Raw genomic sequence first — 20,363 nt, forward strand, 5'->3', positions numbered from 1 at the left:
GGCTACCGGGGTGCACACTCATGACTGCTTCACAACTCAAACCAACATTGGGAACCCTGCATCTGTGGGGACTGGCCGTAGGCCTGGTGATTTCCGGCGAATACTTCGGCTGGAGTTACGGCTGGGGCACGGCGGGTACGCTGGGCTTTTTGGTCACCACGCTGATGGTGGCGGTGATGTACACCTGCTTCATCTTCAGTTTCACCGAACTGACCACTGCCATTCCCAACGCAGGCGGCCCGTTCGCCTACAGCCTGCGCGCCTTCGGCGTCACGGGCGGGATGATCGCCGGTCTCGCGACGCTGATCGAATTCGTCTTCGCACCCCCGGCCATCGCGATGGCCATCGGGGCGTACCTCAACGTGCAATACCCGTCGCTGGACCCGCGAGTCGCGGCCATTGGCGCGTACATCGTGTTCATGACCCTGAATATCCTGGGCGTCAGCATTGCAGCGACCTTCGAGCTGGTCGTGACGGTATTGGCCGTGGCCGAACTGCTGGTGTTCATGGGCGTGGTCGCGCCGGGCTTCAGTTTCAGCAATTTCGTGCTGGGTGGATGGGCCGGTTCCGACACCTTCAGCCTGCCCGCGATCAGCGGTATCTTCGCGGCCATCCCGTTCGCCATCTGGTTCTTCCTCGCCATCGAAGGCGCGGCCATGGCGGCGGAAGAAGCCAAAGACCCGAAACGCACCATCCCCCGCGCTTACGTGGCAGGCATCCTGACCCTCGTCGTGCTGGCCATCGGCGTGATGATCTTCGCCGGTGGCGTGGGTGACTGGCGCGCGCTGTCGAACATCAATGACCCGCTGCCTCAAGCGATGAAAGCGGTGGTCGGCAACAACTCCAACTGGATGCACATGCTGGTGTGGATCGGCCTGTTCGGTCTGGTCGCGAGTTTCCACGGCATCATTCTGGGCTATTCGCGTCAGTTCTTCGCCTTGGCCCGCGCAGGTTTCCTGCCACCGAGCCTGGCCAAGCTGTCGCGCTTCCAGACCCCGCACCGTGCGATTCTCGCGGGCGGCGTGGTGGGTATTCTGGCGATCCTGAGTGACGGCCTGGTCAACCTGCAAGGCATGACGCTGACCGCTGCGATGATCACCATGTCAGTATTTGGCGCTATCGTGATGTACATCGTCAGCATGCTGAGCCTGTTCAAGCTGCGTCGCAGCGAACCGGATCTGGAACGCAGCTTCCGCGCGCCGGGTTACCCGATCGTGCCGGGTATCGCGCTGGTGTTGGCGGTGGTGTGTCTGATTGCGATGGTCTGGTTCAATCTGGTGATCTGCGGCATCTTCCTCTGCCTGATGGCAGTGGGCGCGCTGTTCTGCAAAGTGGTCCGCAGTCGCGGCGCGGTTGTTGCAGTTGCCAGCTGATAGCGAGCGGATGGAAAGCTGCGGTTGCCACTGATCAAGGCGCTGCAAGCGCTGGTCAACGTGGAACGATAAGGAAGAGGGCCTATGAGTTTTTCCCATAGCATCGGTGGCATGGTCTGGCGCTTCGACAGCCTGCGCGAACTCATGGCCAAGGCCAGTCCGGCACGTTCCGGCGACTTCCTCGCGGAAATCGCCGCCACCAGCGACGCCGAGCGCGCAGCGGCGCAAATGGCCCTGGCCGACGTGCCGCTCAAGCGTTTCCTCAGTGAAGCGCTGATCCCGTACGAGCAGGACGAAGTCACGCGCCTGATCATGGACAGCCACGACAAGGCTGCGTTTGCCCCGGTCAGTCACCTGACCGTCGGCGGCTTTCGCGACTGGCTGCTGGGCGACGATGCCACCGAGGCCAGCCTGCGGGCATTGGCGCCGGGGCTGACCCCGGAAATGGCGGCGGCGGTGTCAAAGATCATGCGTGTGCAGGACCTGGTGCTGGTCGCGCAGAAAATCCGGGTCGTCACCCGTTTTCGCAACACCGTAGGGCTGCGCGGGCGCATGTCGACCCGCCTGCAACCCAACCATCCGACCGATGATCCGGCGGGAATCGCCGCCAGCGTGCTTGACGGTCTGCTGTACGGCAACGGCGATGCCATGATCGGCATCAACCCGGCCACCGACAGCATCAGCGCCATCACCGAGCTGTTGAAGATGCTCGACGGCGTGATTCGCCACTACGAGATTCCCACTCAGTCCTGCGTGCTGACCCACGTCACCTCGTCGGTGGCGGCCATCGAAAAGGGTGTGCCGGTGGATCTGGTGTTTCAGTCCATCACCGGCACCGAGGCGGCCAACAGCAGTTTTGGCATCAGCCTGGACATTCTGCAGGAAGGCTACGAAGCGGGGCTGAGCCTGAAACGCGGCACGTTGGGCAACAACCTGATGTACTTCGAAACCGGGCAGGGCAGCGCGCTGTCGGCCAACGCTCACCATGGCGTCGACCAGCAGACCTGCGAAGCCCGCGCCTATGCCGTGGCGCGGCATTTCAATCCGTTTCTGGTCAATACCGTGGTCGGCTTCATCGGCCCGGAATACCTGTATAACGGCAAGCAGATCATTCGCGCCGGGCTGGAAGATCATTTCTGCGGCAAGTTGCTGGGCGTGCCCATGGGTTGCGACATCTGCTACACCAACCACGCCGAAGCCGATCAGGACGACATGGACATGCTGCTGACCCTGCTCGGGGTCGCGGGCATCAATTTCATCATGGGCATTCCCGGCTCCGATGACGTGATGCTCAACTACCAGACCACCTCGTTCCACGACGCCCTTTATGCGCGCAAGACCCTTGGCCTGCGACCGGCGCCGGAGTTCGAGGCCTGGCTGACGCGCATGGATATCCTGCGTCAGGACGACGGCGGCGTGCATCTGGGGCAGGGGGTTCCGCCGCTGTTCCGCAAGGCGCTGGCGCAGTTGAAATAGCCGTTGAAGAAGGACACCGGTCATGAGTGATGAGAACAAATCGCCCGCGCACGTCGATGCCTGGCGACAACTGCGTTCGCTGACATCTGCGCGCATTGCTCTGGGCCATGCGGGCACGAGCTTGCCGACCTCCGCGCAGCTGGATTTTCAGTTCGCCCACGCCCAGGCCCGCGACGCCGTTCATTTGCCTTTCGATCACGCAGCGTTGAGTGAACACCTCGCTGGTCGTCAGCGGGAAAGCCTCACGGTTCACAGCTCCGCGCCAGATCGCAACATCTACCTTCAACGGCCGGATCTGGGCCGCAGGCTGTCGGCCGATTCGGTCGAGCAGCTGCGCGGTTATGGCGAGGCGCACCCTGAGGGTTTCGATCTTGCCCTGGTGGTGGCCGATGGTTTGTCTTCGCTCGCCGTGCAGCGTCACAGCCCGTTGATGCTCGAACGCATCGATGAACTGGCGCGTGCCGAAGGCTGGAGCGTGGCGCCCGTGGTTTTGGTCGAGCAAGGTCGCGTTGCGGTGGCCGACGAAGTGGCCGAACTGCTCAAGGCGCGGATGGTAGTGATTTTGATCGGCGAGCGCCCGGGCCTCAGCTCCCCGGACAGTCTGGGGCTGTATTTCACCTACGCACCGCGGGTCGGCTTGAACGATGCGTCACGCAATTGCATTTCCAATGTGCGACTGGAAGGCATGAGCTACGCCATGGCAGCGCACAAATTGTTGTACCTGATGCGCGAGGCCTGGCGGCGGCAGTTGTCCGGCGTGAACTTGAAGGACGACGCGCAAGTACCGGTGCTGGAGGGCGGCGAAGGCGTGCGGCCGGGGAATTTCCTGATTGGCGGCTGAACGTCCAGCCGCCATTGCGGCCCGGACTGCTACAGGTTCAGCCTTTCATCAGAAGACCAGCCAGACCGTCACGCCGGTCAAAGCGCGGACGGGCACCGGGCGTCGTGGCGTGGTGTGGTAAGGATGATGCGCACCGATTGCGCGGTGCCGAACAGGATCAGCGCCAGTCCGAGGGTTTCGGTCATGGTCGGCAGGCGACCGTGAAAAGCCAGCCCCAGCACCGTGGCGAAGAAGGACTCCAGTGCGATCAACTGCCCCGACAGCACCATCGGCAATCGTCGGGAAGCGAGGTTCCAGGCGCCGGCGCCGATCACTGACGACATCAGTGCGATAAACAGCGCCCAGCCGTACAGGTGCAGCGCGTCGGGGGTAGCGAACCCCAGCGTTGGAAGCCGCAACAGGTCCGCAGCCCAGGCCAGCGGGGTGAGCACCAGCGCCGCGAGTCCCGCACCCATCATCATCAGGCAGGTCCAGACGCCGGTGGCAGCAGTGTGCAGATGTTCCATCGCCGCCTGATTGATCACGCTGAACGACAGCCAGATCAGAACAGCGCCGAGGGAGAACGCCAGTCCCGCCCACAGCACCGGTGCTGCGCCTGGCGGATCGCGCAGCACGTGCAGATTGATCAGCACCAGCCCAAGGCACAGCAACGAGATCGGCAGGGCCAGCTGCCTCCAGCGCAGCGACCGGTGCGTCGCGTTACCCAGCAATGCCTGCAACACTGGCACCGTGCCGATAAACGCGGCAATCATTAACGGCCCGCCGTAGATCACACCCCCTGCGATGCAGCTGCTGTAGGCCAGATAACCCAGCACGCCGAGGCCCATGCCGGTGAGCCACTGGCGTGGACCCAAGCCGCGCAGTTGAGCACGGTAGAACGGCAGCAACACACCGGCGATCAGACCGGCCATCACGAAACGCACCAGCATCAAATCCTGAATGCTGTAACCCTGCAGCACGTAGGGCGCAATGAAGTTGCAGGCCCAGCTCAATGTCGCCAGCACCGCGAACCCCACGCCTTGCAAGATGACCGACTGCGATGAGCTCATGCTGACTCCCGTAAAGTATCTGGATTGTCGCGGCGCTCCCAAAAACGCCACCGCCGGCAAGCCGGACTGCTACAGATGTTCCTGTCGCCTGATATTCAATGATTGGCGGTCATCTTGCCGATCCCCACCGCTGTGCTACAAATGATGTCTTCGTCGCGATCCATTACAGAGAGTTATGAATAAGCTCGGCAAATCCCTACCACCCCTGGCCAGTCTTCTGCCGTTCGAGGCCGCCGCTCGACTGCTCAGCTTTTCCCGTGCCGCAGAGGAACTCAACCTCACTCAGGCAGCGGTCAGTCGGCAAATTCGCGCACTCGAAGAAAGCCTTGGCATCCGCCTTTTTCAGCGACGTAACCGGGCGGTGTTCCTGACCGATGCCGGACGCGAGTTCAGTCTCACGCTGGGTAATGCATTGCGCGAGATCGGCAGCACGGCCGATCGCCTGCGCGGGGTGGCGGGGAAGAATGAAGTGGCGCTGCTGTGTCAGCCCTGCGAGGCGTTTCACTGGCTGATGCCGCGGCTGTCGAATTTTCATCAGCAGTACCCGGAAATCGAACTGAAGATGGTGACCTGGACGCAACCGCTGACCGATTTTCAGGGCTACTTCGACGTGGCGATGCAGAGCAGCAACCGCGACCACGGCCTGCATCCGCTGCTGTTCACGGCAGCCGACGACGTCTTTCCGGTGTGCAGCCCGCATTATCTGCAACGGCACGGGTCGCCGACGGGGCTCGACGACCTGGCACGCCATACGTTGCTGCATCACGACGCGCTGCCTGTTTATCAACTGGAGTGGGATACCTGGCTGGCGACATTCGGGCATGAGTTGCCACGCAGCGCACGCAGGCTCTCGTTCGACACTTATGCACTGATGCTGCACGCCGCCGTCGAAGGCCACGGCCTGGTCATGGGCTGGCGGCGCACGGCACAGCGCATGCTGGACAGCGGCGTGCTGGTCGCACCCTTCAGCCAGAGCGTGCACCTGACTGAGGCGCTGTCGGTGTATCGCCGCCACGGGCAGGCGCGTCGGGAAGAAGCGAACCTGCTGGTGGAGTGGTTACGCAGCGAGTTGGTGTAGCTCGGATCTCCTGTCTCAGATACCGGCAATCATCAGGTCCAGATTCTGCACCGCAGCCCCGGCGGCGCCTTTGCCCAGATTGTCGAAGACGGCGGCGAGCAATACGTGGCCGGCGTTTTCGAAGACCATCAACCGCAGCTTGTCGGTGCCGTTCAACTGGCGAGGGTCCAGACCGCCAAGGGCCTTCGATTCTTCCATTGCCACGACCTCTACAAAACCGCTGCCCGCGTAATGCTGCTCCAGGCAGGCGTGCAGTTTCGCGCCGGTTACACCGTCTGCCAAAAGGCGCACTTGCAGCGGGATGGTCAGCACGATGCCCTGACGAAACGAGCCGTACGCCGGGATGAACATCGGCCGCTCGCTCAGGCCGCTGTATTGCTGGATCTCCGGAATGTGCTTGTGCGCCAGACCCAGGCCGTAGACCTGAAAGGGCGTGGCCTGCCCAGCGTCCGGGCCTTCGAACTCATCGACCCCGGCCCGGCCTTTACCCGAATAACCGGACACCGCGTTGATGCTGATCGGGTAATCCCGAGGCACGAGACCTGCGTCCAGCAACGGGCGCAGCAAACCGATCGCGCCGGTGGGGTAGCAACCCGGATTGCTGACCCGGCGGGCATTGGCGATGGCGGCGTGCTGGTCGGTGCTCATCTGTGCGAAACCGTAGACCCAGTCCGGGTCGGTGCGATGGGCAGAGCTGGCATCGATTACCCGCACGGCAGGGTGCTCGATGCTCGCGGCGGCGGCACGCGCGGCGTCGTCCGGCAGGCAAAGTATGGCGATGTCGCAGGCGTTGATTGCGGCTGCACGGCTGGCGGCGTTCTTGCGTTGATCGGCGGGGAGGGTCACGAGTTTCAGGTCAGTGCGGCCTTGCAGCCGTTGATGGATCTGCAGGCCGGTGGTGCCTTGGTCGCCGTCAATGAAAACAACAGGAATGGACATGGATGCGCTCTCGGGAAAATCATCAATGGCGATCATCTTCGGGCCACGCGTAAGATAGGAAAAGTTGAATTTACTAACGATGGGATTCAGTTTTCCTGAAGGGGCAATGCCATGCGCGAAATCAGCCTGGATCGGTTACGCACTCTGGTGGCAATCGCCGACCACGGCTCGTTCGCTGAGGCCGCGCGGCTGTTGAATCTGGCGCCGCCGACCGTCAGCCTGCACATTGCCGATCTTGAAGAGCGGGTCGGCGCTGCCTTGCTCTCGCGTACACGGGGCCGGGTCCAGCCCTCGGCTATTGGCGAGACGCTGATCGAACGGGCTCGTCGCCTGTTGACCGACGCCGATCAGGCGCTGGAAGACGTGCAGCGTCAGGTGCAGGGACTTGCCGGTCGGGTGCGGCTGGGGGCGTCCACCGGTGTGATCGCGCAGTTGATCCCTGAAGCGCTGGAGACCCTGGGCCGGGAGCACGGGGGCATCGATGTGCAAGTGGCGGTTCAGACCTCGCAACAGACCTTGCAGAAACTGGCCGATGGCAGTCTCGACATCGGCGTGATTGCGCTGCCGCAGCCGCCGGTCAAAGGGTTGCAGATCAGGCCATGGCGACGGGACCCGGTGATGGCGTTTCTTCCGGCGCGCTGGGAATGTCCATCAGTCATCACGCCGAGTTGGCTGGCCGCCCAGCCGCTGATTCTCAACGACAACAGCACGCGCTTGTCCCGACAGGTCGCGGAGTGGTTCGCCGGCGAAGGGCCGCTGCCCACGCCACGCATTCAGCTCAATTACAACGATGCGATCAAGAGCCTGGTGGCGGCGGGATACGGTGCCACCCTGTTGCCCCATGAAGCGTCGACGCCCGCACCGGAAGAGCGGATCGCCATGCGTGCGTTGCAGCCGACGCTGTGGCGAGAATTGGGCATCGCCCATCGTGCCGGACACGTCGAACGCTCGACGCAGCATGTGCTGGATGTGCTTTGGGGGTTGGAGGCGTTGTGATGCTGCACGATCAGGTATCTGCCCGGAGGGCGGGGGAGCCAGGCTTGACTCCCGCGGCCTCCGGTCAGAATCCAAAGCCAAAGCACTCTCGCTCGGTAGCAGTGGCAAATGGGTTTATCAGAACTTGAACGCCTGACGCCCGATCAACAGCCACTGGCCTTTCTGTTTTTGCCAGATCTGGAAGTTTTCGATCTCGGTGGGGACTTCGACCCCGCTGTTCACCGCCTGGGCGGAGAAGTGGTTGCGCACCAGGGCGGTGTCGCCGTTCATTTTGATTTTCTGGTTGAGCATCTGCAGTGTCTTGAATCCGCTGCGGCCGGTTTCGATGTCGGCGACGAATTCCTGCTTGTTCTGGATCTTGCCGCTGGAGTGTCCGTAGGTGACGTTGTCTGATGTCAGGGCGTTAAGAGTAGCAATGTCCTTGTGCAACATGGCTTGCGTCATCTTGTCCACGGCCTTGGCCACATCCTGTTCGTCGCTGGCCGTGGAGGCCGCCACGTACCCGGAAAACAGGCACATAAATCCTACGAGCAATTTCATTCTGGTCATCGATGTATCCCTTTTTTATTGTCGGCGGGTCAGAAGCACCCTCGCTCCAGCGTAGTCCAGGCGAACCGGGAAGCGAGTTTTCGTACGTTATCATACGACTCGATTTCAGGGAGCCCCGAGTCATTAACAGGTGCGGGCATTTGTAATCCGCACACCGAACTTGACCGAGCCTATCTGCCATTCATCCCGCTGCACCGCTGGCAACAAGACGAAACGCTGCTTTAATCATCGTTCTTTGCCAACGCATCGGGCGGACATGTTGAAACGCCCGATGACGCGCCGACAATTTATGAGGACAAGCTCCGATGACTCGTCTCACTGCCAAGGACTTCGCCCCGGAATTGCTCGAGCTCTACGACTTTTACGTGCACGGCAAGATCAATCGCCGAGAGTTTCTCGACCGCGCTGCGGTGTTCACCCTGGGCGGCCTCACCGCGACGGCCATTCTGGCGTCGCTGAGTCCGAACTACGCGCTGGCCGAGCAGGTGGCATTCACCGACCCCGACATCGTCGCCGAATACATGGCTTACCCGTCGCCCAAAGGCCATGGTCAGGTGCGCGGCTATCTGGTGCGCCCGGCGAAGGCTTCGGCCAGGCTGCCGGCGGTGTTGGTGGTCCATGAGAACCGCGGGCTCAATCCCTACATCGAAGACGTCGCCAGGCGCGTGGCCAAGGCCGGCTTCGTCGCGCTGGCACCGGACGGTCTGTCCTCGGTCGGCGGCTACCCCGGCAACGATGACAAGGGCCGTGAGTTACAGCAAAAGGTTGACCCCGAAAAACTGATGAACGACTTCTTCGCCGCCATCGAATGGTTGATGGCGCATCACGCCTCCACGGGTAAAGTCGGTATCACCGGTTTCTGTTACGGCGGCGGTGTGGCCAACGCCGCAGCAGTGGCTTACCCGGAACTGGCGGCGGCCGTTCCCTTTTACGGCAGGCAACCCAGAGCCGAAGATGTCAGCAAGATCAAGGCACCGCTGTTGCTGCACTACGCCGAACTCGACAAGCCCATCACCGACGGCTGGCCGGCTTATGAGCAGGCGCTCAAGGCGTCGGGCAAGGTCTATGAGGCGCACATCTACAAGGGCGCCAATCACGGTTTCCACAATGACTCGACGCCGCGTTATGACGACACGGCAGCGCGACTGGCGTGGGACAGAACCCTTGAATGGTTCAACACGTACTTGTTGTAACGGTCAGAGCCGGGAACTGTGCCAGCCGATGGACTCATGTTCCCGGCGGGCATTCAATGGCGTGGCGCCACCTTGCCAGCGATCTGGCGCCAGGCAGCAGCATCCTCTGCGACTGCCGGCACCAAAACCAGTCACGGCTGCCTCGTTAGCGGGCATTTTCTCGCTGCATATTCGGCCGGTGCTTTCACCATCTGCCCGGAAACAAAGGCCTTCAAGCGCATGGCCCATGTTTTGCTTTCGATGGATTCAAACTTGGATACAAGATGGAATCCACAATGCACAACGCTCAGAACCCCCTGTTTGGCTGGACCGTAAACCAATGGCTTGCTGCCTATCAAAACGGTGAAATGACCCCGGCAGGGTTGCTGACGCTGCTCACGGCTTACCCCGACACGGACAACGCGTGGATTTCCCGCGTCAGCCCCGCACAGCTCGATGCACAAGTGGCCGAACTCGCCAGCCGCCTCGAATCCGTCGGCGGCGACATCAGCAAGTTGCCGCTGTACGGCGTGCCGTTCGCGATCAAGGACAACATCGACGCCGCCGAGTGGCCGACCACCGCCGCCTGCCCGGAGTTCGCCTACACCGCCAGCGCCGACGCGAGCGTGGTGGCTCGCCTGCGCGCTGCAGGCGCGATTCTGATGGGTAAGACCAACCTCGATCAGTTCGCCACAGGGCTGGTGGGCACACGCTCGCCTTACGGTGCGGTGTCCAACAGCTTCAATCCGGCCTACGTCAGCGGTGGTTCGAGCTCCGGTTCGGCGTCGGTCGTGGCCCGCGGCCTGGTGGCGTTCTCTCTGGGCACTGACACAGCGGGCTCGGGCCGGGTGCCCGCCGGGTTCAACAACATCGTGGGGTTGAAACCGACCAAGGGCCGGCTGTCGAACACCGGTCTGGTGCCGGCGTGTCGTACGGTGGATTGCATTTCGATCTTCGCGCTGACTGTCGACGACGCTGAATCCGTGGCGGCCGTTGCGCAGGGCTATGACGCCAGCGACGCGTATTCACGACGCAACCCGAACACCGCACCGGTCGGCTTCTCCACGGCGTTCAAACTGGCTGTGCCTGCGACGCTGGAATTTTTCGGCGACACGCAGAATCAGGCGGTATATGAGCAGGCGTTACTAACACTCAGCAACATGGGCGCCGAAATCACCCGCATCGACTTCACGCCGTTCCAGGCACTGGCCGAGCAGTTGTATTACGGCTCGTGGGTCGCCGAACGGACCGTGGCGCTGGAGTCGATGCTCGAGTCCAACCCGGATGCGATCAACCCTGTGGTGCGCGGCATCGTCGAGAACGGCTTGGGTTACAGCGCCTGTGACGCCTACAAGGCCGAATACTTGCGCGCCACGCTCAGTCGGCAGATCAATGACGCTCTGGCCGGTTACGACGCGCTGGTGGTGCCGACATCGGCGACGATCCGCACCCTCGCCGAGATGGAGGCGGAACCGGTGCTGTACAACTCGCAGTTCGGCTTCTACACCAATTTCACCAACCTGGCGGACCTGTCGGCCTTGGCGTTACCGGCCGGGATGCGTGCGGACGGCCTGCCAGCGGGCATCACGCTGATCGCACCGGCGTGGCACGACACGGCACTGGCCCGTTTCGGCAAGCAATGGCAAGCCCGTTTGCAACTGCCGATGGGCGCCACCGGACGGCCGTTTCCAACCCACCAGAGCCCCGCGCTCCCACCGCAGGGCAGTGTTCGCGTGGCCGTGGTCGGCGCACACCTGACCGGCATGCCGCTGAATTTCCAGCTGACCAGCCGCGACGCAGTGTTCGTAGAACAGACCCTGACCGAACGTGATTATCGTCTCTACGCGCTGCCGGCCACCGTACCGCCCAAACCGGGACTGGCGAAGGCGCAAAGCGGCCAATCGATCATCGTCGAGTTGTGGGATGTTCCGCTGGCGCGGTTCGGTGAATTCGTCGCCGAAATCCCCGCGCCGTTGGGCATTGGCAACCTCACATTGGTCGACGGCCGCAGCGTGAAGGGCTTCATCTGCGAGCCATGGGCGTTGGCCGATGCGCTGGACATCACGGCATTCGGCGGCTGGCGCGCCTACATCGCCAGCCTGAAAAAGCCCTGACTTGTGGACATCATCATGCAGATCGCCGCGTCGCGAAAAACCAAAGACCGCCCGGAAAACATGGTCGAGCGGATCTACCAGCAGCTCAAGGACGACATCTTCGAGTTTCGATTGCTGCCTGGCGATCGCTTCAGCGAGAACGAGGTGGCCGAACGCGTTCAGGCCAGTCGCACACCGGTGCGCCAGGCGCTGTATCGGCTAGAGCGCGAGGGCTATCTACAGGTGTATTTCCGCAGCGGCTGGCAGGTGAGGGCATTCGACTTCAATTATTTCGAGGAGCTGTACGACGTTCGCATCGTGCTGGAAAGTGCGGCGCTCGCGCGTCTGGAGCACATGGCGCTTGAGGGCCATCCTGTGATCGATGAGCTCAAAGCCACCTGGCAGGTGAGCGAAGGCGAACGCTTGCAGGATGCCGCACAGGTTTCGGCGCTCGACGAGCGTTTCCACTGTGCCCTGGTCGAAGCGGCGGGCAACGCCGAAATGGCGCGCATGCATCTGGAAATCACCGAGAAGATCCGCATCATCCGGCGTCTGGATTTCACTCAGGCGCCGCGTGTCGATGCGACCTATTCAGAGCACGGGCAGATTCTCGATGCCATTCTTCAGCGCCGCACCGAGCAGGCTCGGCAGATGCTGAACACCCACATCACCCTCAGCAAGCAGGAAGTGCGCAAGATCACCTTGCACAGGTTGCACGTCGCCCGGCAGCGCATCGAATCCTGAAATGGCCGCCCGCCAGACTTCGGCCTCCGCCAGCGACTCGATCTGCTTGCCATGCAGCGAATTCAGCAAACGTGCGGTTTGTATCGCAGCGTATCTGCCGGGGGGCTGCATACATGACATTGCAATTACGGGTTTAACCGATACACCGCAGATACATCGCCTCTTTAGCCTTGAGGTCCAGCCACTCAACGCACCCAAGGAGGCCACTCATGAAAAGCGCCCGTATCGGTTTGATCGCAGCCGCCCTCGCAGCCGTCCTCGCGGTGCCTTTTGTCTTGGCAGACGGCAGCGGTGAGAAGGGCAACAGTGCCGAGACTCACGCCGCCGCGGCATCGCCGATCTACGGCGTCACGATTCCTGACGGTTATCGTCAATGGCAACTGATTGCGCCTGCCGTCGAAGGTGCGCCGCTGAACGAGATTCGCGCGGTGCTTGGTAACGATATTGCGATCAAGGCCTACACAGAAGGAACGCTGCCGTTTCCTGATGGCACCATTCTGACCAAGCTGGCGTGGAAGCATGTCCAGTCACCCGAATTCGAACCCGCATCGATTCCCGGCGATGCGACCACGGTGCAGTTCATGGTCAAGGATTCGGTGAAGTACAAGGACTCCGGCGGCTGGGGCTTCGGGCGCTTCGTCAATGGTCAGCCGGTAGACGAGATGCAGCACCAGACGTGCCTGGGTTGTCATCAGGCGCGGGTCAAGGATCACGATCTGGTGTTTACGCGTTGGGCGCGTTGAGGGATTTGGCGTGGCTGACCTGATCTGATCGTTCCCACGCTCTGCGCGGGAATGCCTCCCGGTACGCTCTGCGTCCGAAATGACGCGGAGCGTGGAAACGATCAACGAACAGACCGAACTATCAGCCCGGATTGCGGCGCTCGGCCACCTCAGCCAGCACCGCCAGGTCCATCTCGCCCTGCCCGTGATCGACGGCATCCTGAAGATTGGCGCGGATCATCTCGGCGGTCGGCATCTGCACGGACACCTGACTGGCCGCCGCCAACACCAGATCCACATCCTTGAGACCCAACACCGCCTTGAACGCTGCCGGTTCATAACGACGATCGGCGATCAACGCCCCGTAACCCGAATACACCGGCCCCGGAAAAATCGTGTTCGATGCCAGATCCACCAGGTCCCTGGACGTCAATCCATGGCGCGTCACCAGCACGGACGCCTCGCTCATGGCCTCCACCGCCGACACCAGCAAGAAGTTGGCCGCCAGCTTCATCGCATTCGCCGCCGACGCCTTGTCGCCCAGTCGCCAGGTCTTGCGACCGATCAGGTCGAACAGAGGCTGTACCTTATCGATGGCCGCTTCGGGACCGGCCGCCAGAATGTTCAACTGCGCAGCCGCCGCGACATTCGGACGACCCAATACCGGCGCTGCAATGTAATCGATGCCCTGTGCCTGATGCAGCCCGGCCAGTTCATCGGCGAACTCGACAGCGATGGTCGCCAGATTGACGTGAACCCCTGGCCCCTTCAGTTGCTTCAACAGACCCGAATCCAGCAGCACCGAACGCATTGCCTTGTCGTCCGCCAGCATGCTGAACACCACGTCGGCGGCAAATGCCTGTGCCGGTTCCGTCACTGCGGTTGCTCCCAGTTCCACCAATGGCTGAGTCGCTTGCGGCGAACGGTTCCAGACCAGCAATTCGTGCCCGCCCTTGAGCAGGTTGGTCGCGATGGCCTGACCCATGTTTCCCAGGCCCAAGAATCCGATTTTCATCCGATGTACTCTCCCGTGAACGACGTTGATGAGTGTCACTTCTGTGGTCGAGCACTCTAGCACCGCACGCCGATCCCTGGCGGTAGTACGAAGGTGTTATCGGTTGATGGGCACTCAGTGGTCGTGATCTTCCGGACCGTCATGCAGCAGATGAAAGATATTGCGCTTCATGCGGATGAATTCCGGGTCCATGACCATGTCCAGGTTGCGCGGACGGCCGATGGGCACATCCAGCACTTCCTTGATCCGGCCGGGGCGGGCGCCCATGACGAAGATGCGGTCGCCCAGCAGAATCGCCTCATCGATATCGTGAGTGACGAACAGCACGGTTTTCTTGCTGTGCTCCCAGACCTTGAGCAGCAGTTGCTGCATCTGCAGACGGGTCTGGCTGTCGAGGGCGCCGAAGGGTTCGTCCATCAGCAGGATCTGCGGATCATTGGCCAGTGCACGGGCAATCGCCACACGCTGCATCATCCCGCCCGACAACTGCTTGGAATAGTTGTCGGCGAAGCGCAGCAGACCGACTTCGTTGAGGTAAAAATCGACGATTTCCTTGCGCTCGGCAGCGGGCATGCCACGGCGCTTCAGGCCGAATTCGATGTTCTTGCGCACGGTCAGCCACGGGAACAGCGTGTAGCCCTGGAACACCATGCCGCGATCGGCACCGGGGCCGTCCACTTGTTGGCCGCCGACGTAAATGTCACCTGAAGTCGGCTCGGCCAGACCTGCGGTCAAATACAGCAAACTGGATTTACCGCAGCCCGACGGCCCCACCAGCACCGCGAATTGCTGGTCGGGCACCTCGAACGACACCTTGTCCAGCGCTGTGAACGTGCTGCCCGAGGGCGTTTTGTATTGCAGGGTGACGTTGTCGACCCGCAAGCGCGGCGTGGCCGCAGCTGCCACGGGAGCCGGGCGAAGCGGGATCGGCGAGGTTGCGATTACTGAGCCCATGCGGCCACCTTCAAGCGAAGAAATCTGAAAAGTTGATCCGTGATCAGGCCCAGCAGGCCGATGACCGCGATTGCCAGGAAAATCACGTCGACCTGAAACCCGCGCATCGCCTTGAGGCTCAGGTAGCCCAGACCGCTGGAAGCGGCAACGAGTTCGGCGACCACCAGATAGGTCCACGCCCAGCCCATGGTTACGCGCAAGGTGTCCAGCACGCCGGGCAATGAAGCGGGGGCGATGACGTGCAATACAGCGTCCGTGCGGCTGGAGCCCAGGGTGTACGACGCGTTGATCAGGTCCTTGGAAATGCCTTTGGACACGTCGGCAATCATCACCAGTTGCTGGAAGAACACACCGAAGATGATGATCGAGACGCGCTGTTCCAAACCGATCCCGATCCACAGGATGAACAGCGGCACGAACGAGGTGACCGGCAGGTAGCGGATGAAGTTGACCAGCGGTTCCAGGAACGCCTGGACGACGCGGAAACTGCCCATCATCAGACCGATGGGCNCCACTTCCACGCTCGCCCACACATGCGGACCGAGGGTGCCGTCACGGGCCAGGCGCATCGCAGCCTCGAAGACCGCGCCCGGCGTCGGCAGGAACATCGCCGGCACCACGCCGCCGTAGGAAAGAAAGGCCCACAGGCCGATCAACAGGGCCCAGGCCAGACCGCTGGCGCTCCAGATCACCTGCACCGGCAGGCTGGTCTTGGGCGTCAGGCAACGGTTCAGCCACGAATTGCGCTTGGACATGACGTGCTCCCGGTTTATTTAGGGCTGATGAAGCGGTTGTCGACCAGGTCGCTGTAGCTCACGTTGTACGGCTTGCCCTGCAGCTCGCTGGCGGTTTCGTTGGCCAGTTTGATGACCGTTACGGCATCACCGGTGCTGCCGTTGCTGCCCAGCAGTTTTTCGCTCATGGCCTGATCATAGAAACGCACGCCTTTGGCGGCCGCTTCCAGTTCGGCCGGGTCAGCCAGGTAGCCGCCGACCCCTTTGGCCATGATCGCGTAGGCTTCTTTCGGGTGGTCCTTGGTGTACTGCACGGCCTTGTACAAGCCGGCGACCAGTGCCTTGACGTCAGCCTGTTGCTTGTCGATCACATCGCAGCTCAAGGCCACGACATCGACGATCACGCCAGGCGTGGTGCTGCTGTCCACCAGGACCTTGCCTTGCTGCTTGTTGCGCACGGTGCTCAGGTGCGGTTCCCAGGTCACGGCGGCCGGTACGCGGCCGGCGATGAAGGCGGTGGCTGCGTCGTCGGCGGTCATGTTCTGGATGGTCAGGTCGCTCATCTTCATACCGGCGTTTTTCAGCAGGTAGTTGAGCCAGAACTGCGAGACCGACCCTTCGTTGACGGCCACGGCCTTACCCTTGAGGTCCTGCAGGCTGTTGATGTCTTTGCCCACCAGCACGCCGTCGCCGCCATGGCTTTCATCCAGCGCGGCCACGGCCTTGAAGCAGAACTGCGGGCGGTACTTGAGGATTTCATCCAGGGTCGACGCCGAACCGGACAACTTGCCCGAGGCCTGGGCGGCCATGTACATCGAGGCTTCTTCGATGGTCGGCAGCTCGACGGTCAGACCACCTTCCTTGAAGTAGCCCAGGTCCTGAGCCAGATACAGGGTGCCGTAACCCACCCAGGTGGTGTGACCGATGGACAGGGTGCCGGCCTGGGCGCCACTGGCGATGCCGGCAGCCATGGCAGTCAGGGCCAGCGGACGCACGCAGCGCGATACGAAAGACTTGATCATTGAACACTCCCGGATGGTGGTTTTTTAATTTCGTATTTGTCTCGGGGCAGTGGGGCTAGATGCCAAAAACTTCAAACGCTCGTGGCCTCTGACGGACCTTGTGCCTCTGTGGGGCAGGGCTGATGTTGGCCGATGTCGAGGCGGACGAAAATTAGTAAATATGTGGTCCCTGACGAGGAAAAAACTGGGGTAAAAATCGTGCGCAAAGGTGGGGCGTGGGCGCTAACGAACGCTACCTGGCGGTGCGCAAAAACGGCATTCTCTTGCGGCCAATTTGGCCTGCTTTTGATTCTGCCTGGAGGGCGTGGGAGCGTGGCTTGCCCGCGATCTGGCGCAAAGCGGCAGCAAATCCTGAGCACGCGATACGCCAGACACTGCGAGGTCGGATGGTTTTACTGCCGCTGCGCAGCAGATCGCGGGCAAGCCACGCTCCTACGCCCTCCGGGCAGAAGCGGAGCGAGGTGTGGGTCAGAAAGCGACAGCGGGTTCCGGAGTTGGTCGGGCACTGGGCTGCACGTTGCCGTGTAAAATCATGTCCGCCGCCTTCTCCCCGATCATGATGCACGGGGCATTGGTGTTGCCGCTGATCAGTGTCGGCATGATCGAGGCGTCGACCACGCGCAGCCCTTCGATACCGTGCACTTTCAGATCCGGCCCCACGACACTCATCGGGTCGACCCCCATCTTGCAGGTGCCCACCGGATGAAACACTGTCGCCGCGTACTCACGCACGTAGGTCATCAGTTGCTCGTCGGTCTGGACGTGCTTGCCGGGAAGCATCTCTGTGCCGCGAATGCCGTCGAACTGCTGATCGGCGAGGATCTTGCGCGCCAGTTTCAGGCCTTCGATCAAGACCTTTGCGTCTTCAGGATCTGACAGAAAGTTGAAATCGATGACGGGTGTTCCATCACGGCTCAATTTCATTTCACCGATGCTTTTTGGCCGCAATACACAGGTGTGCACCGCATAACCATGACCCCATTCGAACAGCCGTCCGCGATGGCTGCGATAACCCGGCACGAAGTGAAACTGCACATCGGGCAGCGCTTGCGCCAGCGGCGTGCGCGCAAAGCCTCCGGCCTCCACGTAGTTGGTGGTCAGCCAGCCCTTTTTGCCGAACAGATAGCGCAGCGGCGACATCACAATGCTCGGCAACGAACCCAGCGAGAACCCCAGGGTCAGCGGACTTTTCGAGCGTACGGTGATCAGGCCGTCGAGGTGATCCTGCAAATTCTTGCCGACCCCGGGCAGATCATGTTCGACCTTGATACCGGCGTTTTTCAGTTCATTCGCAGGGCCGATACCCGAGGCCAGTAGCAGGCTTGGGCTGGCAAGTGACCCGGCCGACAAAATCACCTCGCGCCGAGCAGTCAAACGGCTCTGCTGCCCCTCCGAAATCACCCGTACGCCCTTGGCCACACGCTGTTCGAGGATCAGCGATTGCACCGAGCAGTCGGTGATGACGGTGAGATTGGGCCGGTCGAGCACCGGCGCGACGAAGGCGCGATAACTCGACAGCCGCCTGGCGTCCTTCTGCGTCAGGTTGTAGATCCCGCACCCTTCAAGTTGCTCGCCATTGAAGTCGTCATTACGACGAATGCCGACCTTCTGCGCGGCTTTGACGAACAACTGCGACACCGGATTGGGGTCGCGTGCGGCTTCGACGTTCAGCTCTCCCGTGGTGCCATGCAAACGCGGGTCCTGACTGAGACGGTTGTTCTCGGATTTCTTGAAATAAGGGAGCACGCTGTTCCAGTCCCAACCCGCGCAACCGGCGTCGGCCCAACGGTCGTAATCGCTGGCGTGGCCGCGAATATAGATCATGCTGTTCATCGAGCTTGACCCACCCAACGCCTTGCCACGCGGTGTGTGCAGGCTGCGGCCGTTGAGGTTTTTCTGCGGCGCGGAGAAGAAATTCCAGCTGTACTTTTTACTCTTGTACAGCGTGATGGTCCCGGCGGGCGTCTGGATACGCAGGTTGTTGTCGTGGCTGCCCGCTTCGATCAGACAGACACTGATAGCCGGGTCCGCGCTCAGACGGTTCGCCAGCACGCAACCGGAAGAACCGGCGCCGACGATGATGTAGTCGTACTCGGTTTTCATGCGTTTCTCCCGACGGCGCTCAGATTCGATTGCTTGCGGCTGCGGCGCTGACTCGCCAGGTAGTAGACCGGCGAGATCACCACCAGCCCGACGATCCACGATACATCGGCACCGCCCATGGCCTTGGCGATTACGCCGGTGTACAGCTCGGTGGCCATGAACGGGATCTGCACCAGAATGCCGAGCACATAGCAGCCCACCGCCGTCCAGTTGAAATAGCCGTAGATGCCGCCGTCGCGACGGAAAAACGAGGCCACGTCGTAGCTGCCGTGGGCGACCAGGTAGTAGTCCACCAGATTGATCGCGGTCCATGGCACCAGCACGTACAGCAGCAGAAGAATGAAGTTGGTGTAGTTGGCCATGAAGTCGTCCTGACCGAGCAGGGCCAGGGTCAGGGAAATCGAAAACAGCACAAGCGCAGTGATCGCGCGGGAGAGGGCACCCGCCGACCATTTCGGCACCAGCGTCTGGCCGACCGTGATCGCCGAGAGCGTGCCGCAATACAGGTTCATGGCGTTGGTTGCGGCGATGCCGATGGAGAACACAGCGACCACCAGCGTCGCAATACTGCCGGTCATTTCGATCAGCCCGGCAATAATGTCGCCTTCGACGCACAAACCGACGACCACCCCCAATGCCATCGGCAGGATCGAACCCAGGCAGCAGCCCCAGTAGCTGGACCAGAACGCCGCTTTACCGCCGGTGTCTGCTGGCATGTAGCGCGAGTAGTCAGACACATAAGGTGCGTACGCCAGTTGCCACAGCGCAGCGATGGACAGGGTGCCGAGAAAGCCCGCCAGGTTCATTTCGTTGCGTTGCAGGAAGTCCGTTGGCAAGCCATGTACGGCGATGATCCAGACGAAGCACAGCAGCAGAATCGCCCCGGACAGATAGGACATGATGCGGGTGTAGGCGTGGATCAGGCGGTAGCCGAACACCGTCGCGACGACGCTGATCAGGCCGACCAGCACGATGCTCTGATTGGTGCTGAACATCGCGTAGCGGCTGTGCAGCGACTGCCCGCCGAGCACCAGATTGGAGGCGAAGAAGCCCAGGTACATGATCACGACCAGCGCGACCACCAGTAGCGAGCCGTACGAGCCGAACTGCCCGCGGGTCTGGACCATCTGCGGCACACCCAGTTGCGGACCCTGCGCCGAGTGCAGGGCCATGAAGATCCCGCCGATCAGGTTGCCGAGAATCAATGCGGTCATCGCCGCCATGAACGGCAGCTTGAAGACGGTCACCGCCAGCGCGCCGGTGACCACGGTCAGCAGCATGATGTTGGAGCCGAACCAGATGGTGAACAGATCGCGCGCACGGCCACGGCGCTGGTCGGCGGCGATGGGCTGGATGGTGCTCAGTTCGAGGGTTGCCGGGCTTGGGTCGTTGTGAGTCATGGGGGGTACTCAAGTAGTGCCAGGTCGGGTTCCCTGACAAAAGTGGTCATCCCTGTAGCAGTCCGGCCTGTTGCGGAGGCGATCTCGGATACGCCACCGCTGG

18 protein-coding genes and 1 pseudogene are annotated in these 20,363 nt (G+C 61.8%); 9 read left to right on the forward strand and 10 right to left on the reverse strand.

The features are described from left to right. Positions 1–20 precede the first annotated feature (20 nt). The 3 genes from eat (at position 21) to eutC (ending at position 3,690) form a co-directional block, all read left to right on the forward strand. The gene (gene eat / locus D3M70_RS11415; protein ID WP_120125869.1) at positions 21–1,373 is read left to right on the forward strand and encodes an ethanolamine permease; all 1,353 of its coding nucleotides are present in this window, start codon (positions 21–23) and stop codon (positions 1,371–1,373) included. An 84-nt stretch (positions 1,374–1,457) separates the two neighbouring features. Further along, on the forward strand, positions 1,458–2,849 hold the full coding sequence (locus D3M70_RS11420) for an ethanolamine ammonia-lyase subunit EutB (protein WP_120125870.1): 1,392 nt from the start codon (positions 1,458–1,460) through the stop codon (positions 2,847–2,849). A 22-nt stretch (positions 2,850–2,871) separates the two neighbouring features. Then, on the forward strand, positions 2,872–3,690 hold the full coding sequence (gene eutC / locus D3M70_RS11425; protein WP_120125871.1) for an ethanolamine ammonia-lyase subunit EutC: 819 nt from the start codon (positions 2,872–2,874) through the stop codon (positions 3,688–3,690). Positions 3,691–3,767: 77 nt separating this feature from the next. On the opposite strand, the gene D3M70_RS11430 is transcribed toward eutC, so the two are convergent. Continuing rightward, positions 3,768–4,739 carry a DMT family transporter gene (locus D3M70_RS11430; RefSeq protein WP_120125872.1) on the reverse strand — a complete coding sequence of 324 codons (972 nt, stop codon included), beginning with the start codon at positions 4,737–4,739 and terminating at the stop codon, positions 3,768–3,770. 175 nt (positions 4,740–4,914) lie between these two features. Between D3M70_RS11430 and D3M70_RS11435 the strand changes: the two genes are divergently transcribed. Beyond that, complete coding sequence (locus D3M70_RS11435) at positions 4,915–5,817, forward strand: LysR substrate-binding domain-containing protein (RefSeq protein WP_120125873.1); 903 nt, start codon at positions 4,915–4,917, stop codon at positions 5,815–5,817. Positions 5,818–5,832: 15 nt separating this feature from the next. Here the strand turns inward: D3M70_RS11435 and argC are convergent, their stop codons facing one another. Beyond that, entirely contained in the window at positions 5,833–6,756 is a 924-nt protein-coding gene (gene argC / locus D3M70_RS11440) for an N-acetyl-gamma-glutamyl-phosphate reductase (protein WP_120125965.1), read from the reverse strand. A gap of 111 nt (positions 6,757–6,867) precedes the next feature. Here argC and D3M70_RS11445 point away from each other — a divergent pair, with 111 nt between their 5' ends. Then, on the forward strand, positions 6,868–7,752 hold the full coding sequence (locus D3M70_RS11445) for a LysR family transcriptional regulator (protein ID WP_120125874.1): 885 nt from the start codon (positions 6,868–6,870) through the stop codon (positions 7,750–7,752). 117 nt (positions 7,753–7,869) lie between these two features. Here the strand turns inward: D3M70_RS11445 and D3M70_RS11450 are convergent, their stop codons facing one another. Continuing rightward, positions 7,870–8,301: a nuclear transport factor 2 family protein gene (locus D3M70_RS11450; protein WP_120125875.1), complete on the reverse strand. Its 432-nt coding sequence runs from the start codon at positions 8,299–8,301 to the stop codon at positions 7,870–7,872. 305 nt (positions 8,302–8,606) lie between these two features. Between D3M70_RS11450 and yghX the strand changes: the two genes are divergently transcribed. The 4 genes from yghX to D3M70_RS11470 all read left to right on the forward strand — a co-directional run bounded on the left by yghX (position 8,607) and on the right by D3M70_RS11470 (position 13,053). Then, positions 8,607–9,494: a YghX family hydrolase gene (gene yghX, locus D3M70_RS11455; RefSeq protein ID WP_120125876.1), complete on the forward strand. Its 888-nt coding sequence runs from the start codon at positions 8,607–8,609 to the stop codon at positions 9,492–9,494. A gap of 275 nt (positions 9,495–9,769) precedes the next feature. Beyond that, complete coding sequence (gene atzF / locus D3M70_RS11460; protein ID WP_120125877.1) at positions 9,770–11,587, forward strand: allophanate hydrolase; 1,818 nt, start codon at positions 9,770–9,772, stop codon at positions 11,585–11,587. A gap of 15 nt (positions 11,588–11,602) precedes the next feature. Continuing rightward, a complete protein-coding gene (locus tag D3M70_RS11465) occupies positions 11,603–12,310 on the forward strand; it encodes a GntR family transcriptional regulator (RefSeq protein ID WP_120125966.1) in 708 nt (235 codons plus the stop codon). A gap of 209 nt (positions 12,311–12,519) precedes the next feature. Further along, on the forward strand, positions 12,520–13,053 hold the full coding sequence (locus D3M70_RS11470; RefSeq protein WP_120125878.1) for a cytochrome P460 family protein: 534 nt from the start codon (positions 12,520–12,522) through the stop codon (positions 13,051–13,053). A 121-nt stretch (positions 13,054–13,174) separates the two neighbouring features. Here D3M70_RS11470 and D3M70_RS11475 read toward each other — a convergent pair whose 3' ends face one another. The 7 genes and pseudogenes from D3M70_RS11475 to D3M70_RS11500 form a co-directional block, all read right to left on the reverse strand. Next, positions 13,175–14,110: an NAD(P)-dependent oxidoreductase gene (locus D3M70_RS11475; protein WP_305955080.1), complete on the reverse strand. Its 936-nt coding sequence runs from the start codon at positions 14,108–14,110 to the stop codon at positions 13,175–13,177. A 51-nt stretch (positions 14,111–14,161) separates the two neighbouring features. After that, entirely contained in the window at positions 14,162–15,001 is an 840-nt protein-coding gene (locus tag D3M70_RS11480) for an ABC transporter ATP-binding protein (protein WP_120125880.1), read from the reverse strand. Beyond that, positions 14,989–15,511, reverse strand: a 523-nt coding sequence (locus tag D3M70_RS11485; RefSeq protein WP_256659812.1) for an ABC transporter permease, incomplete at its 5' end; no start/stop codon positions are given. The genes D3M70_RS11480 and D3M70_RS11485, both read right to left, overlap by 13 nt. A 1-nt stretch (position 15,512) precedes the next feature. After that, positions 15,513–15,756 (reverse strand): annotated as a pseudogene (locus D3M70_RS33040) (ABC transporter permease); the annotation flags it as partial. 14 nt (positions 15,757–15,770) lie between these two features. Next, on the reverse strand, positions 15,771–16,757 hold the full coding sequence (locus D3M70_RS11490; RefSeq protein ID WP_120125882.1) for an ABC transporter substrate-binding protein: 987 nt from the start codon (positions 16,755–16,757) through the stop codon (positions 15,771–15,773). A 468-nt stretch (positions 16,758–17,225) separates the two neighbouring features. Next, positions 17,226–18,860: a GMC family oxidoreductase gene (locus tag D3M70_RS11495; protein ID WP_120125883.1), complete on the reverse strand. Its 1,635-nt coding sequence runs from the start codon at positions 18,858–18,860 to the stop codon at positions 17,226–17,228. Continuing rightward, a complete protein-coding gene (locus D3M70_RS11500) occupies positions 18,857–20,260 on the reverse strand; it encodes a cytosine permease (protein WP_120125884.1) in 1,404 nt (467 codons plus the stop codon). The genes D3M70_RS11495 and D3M70_RS11500 overlap by 4 nt, the downstream gene beginning before the upstream one ends. Positions 20,261–20,363 lie beyond the last annotated feature (103 nt).

This window comes from Pseudomonas sp. LS-2 (assembly GCF_003605735.1).
In the GTDB taxonomy this organism is placed as follows: Bacteria; Pseudomonadota; Gammaproteobacteria; order Pseudomonadales; family Pseudomonadaceae; genus Aquipseudomonas.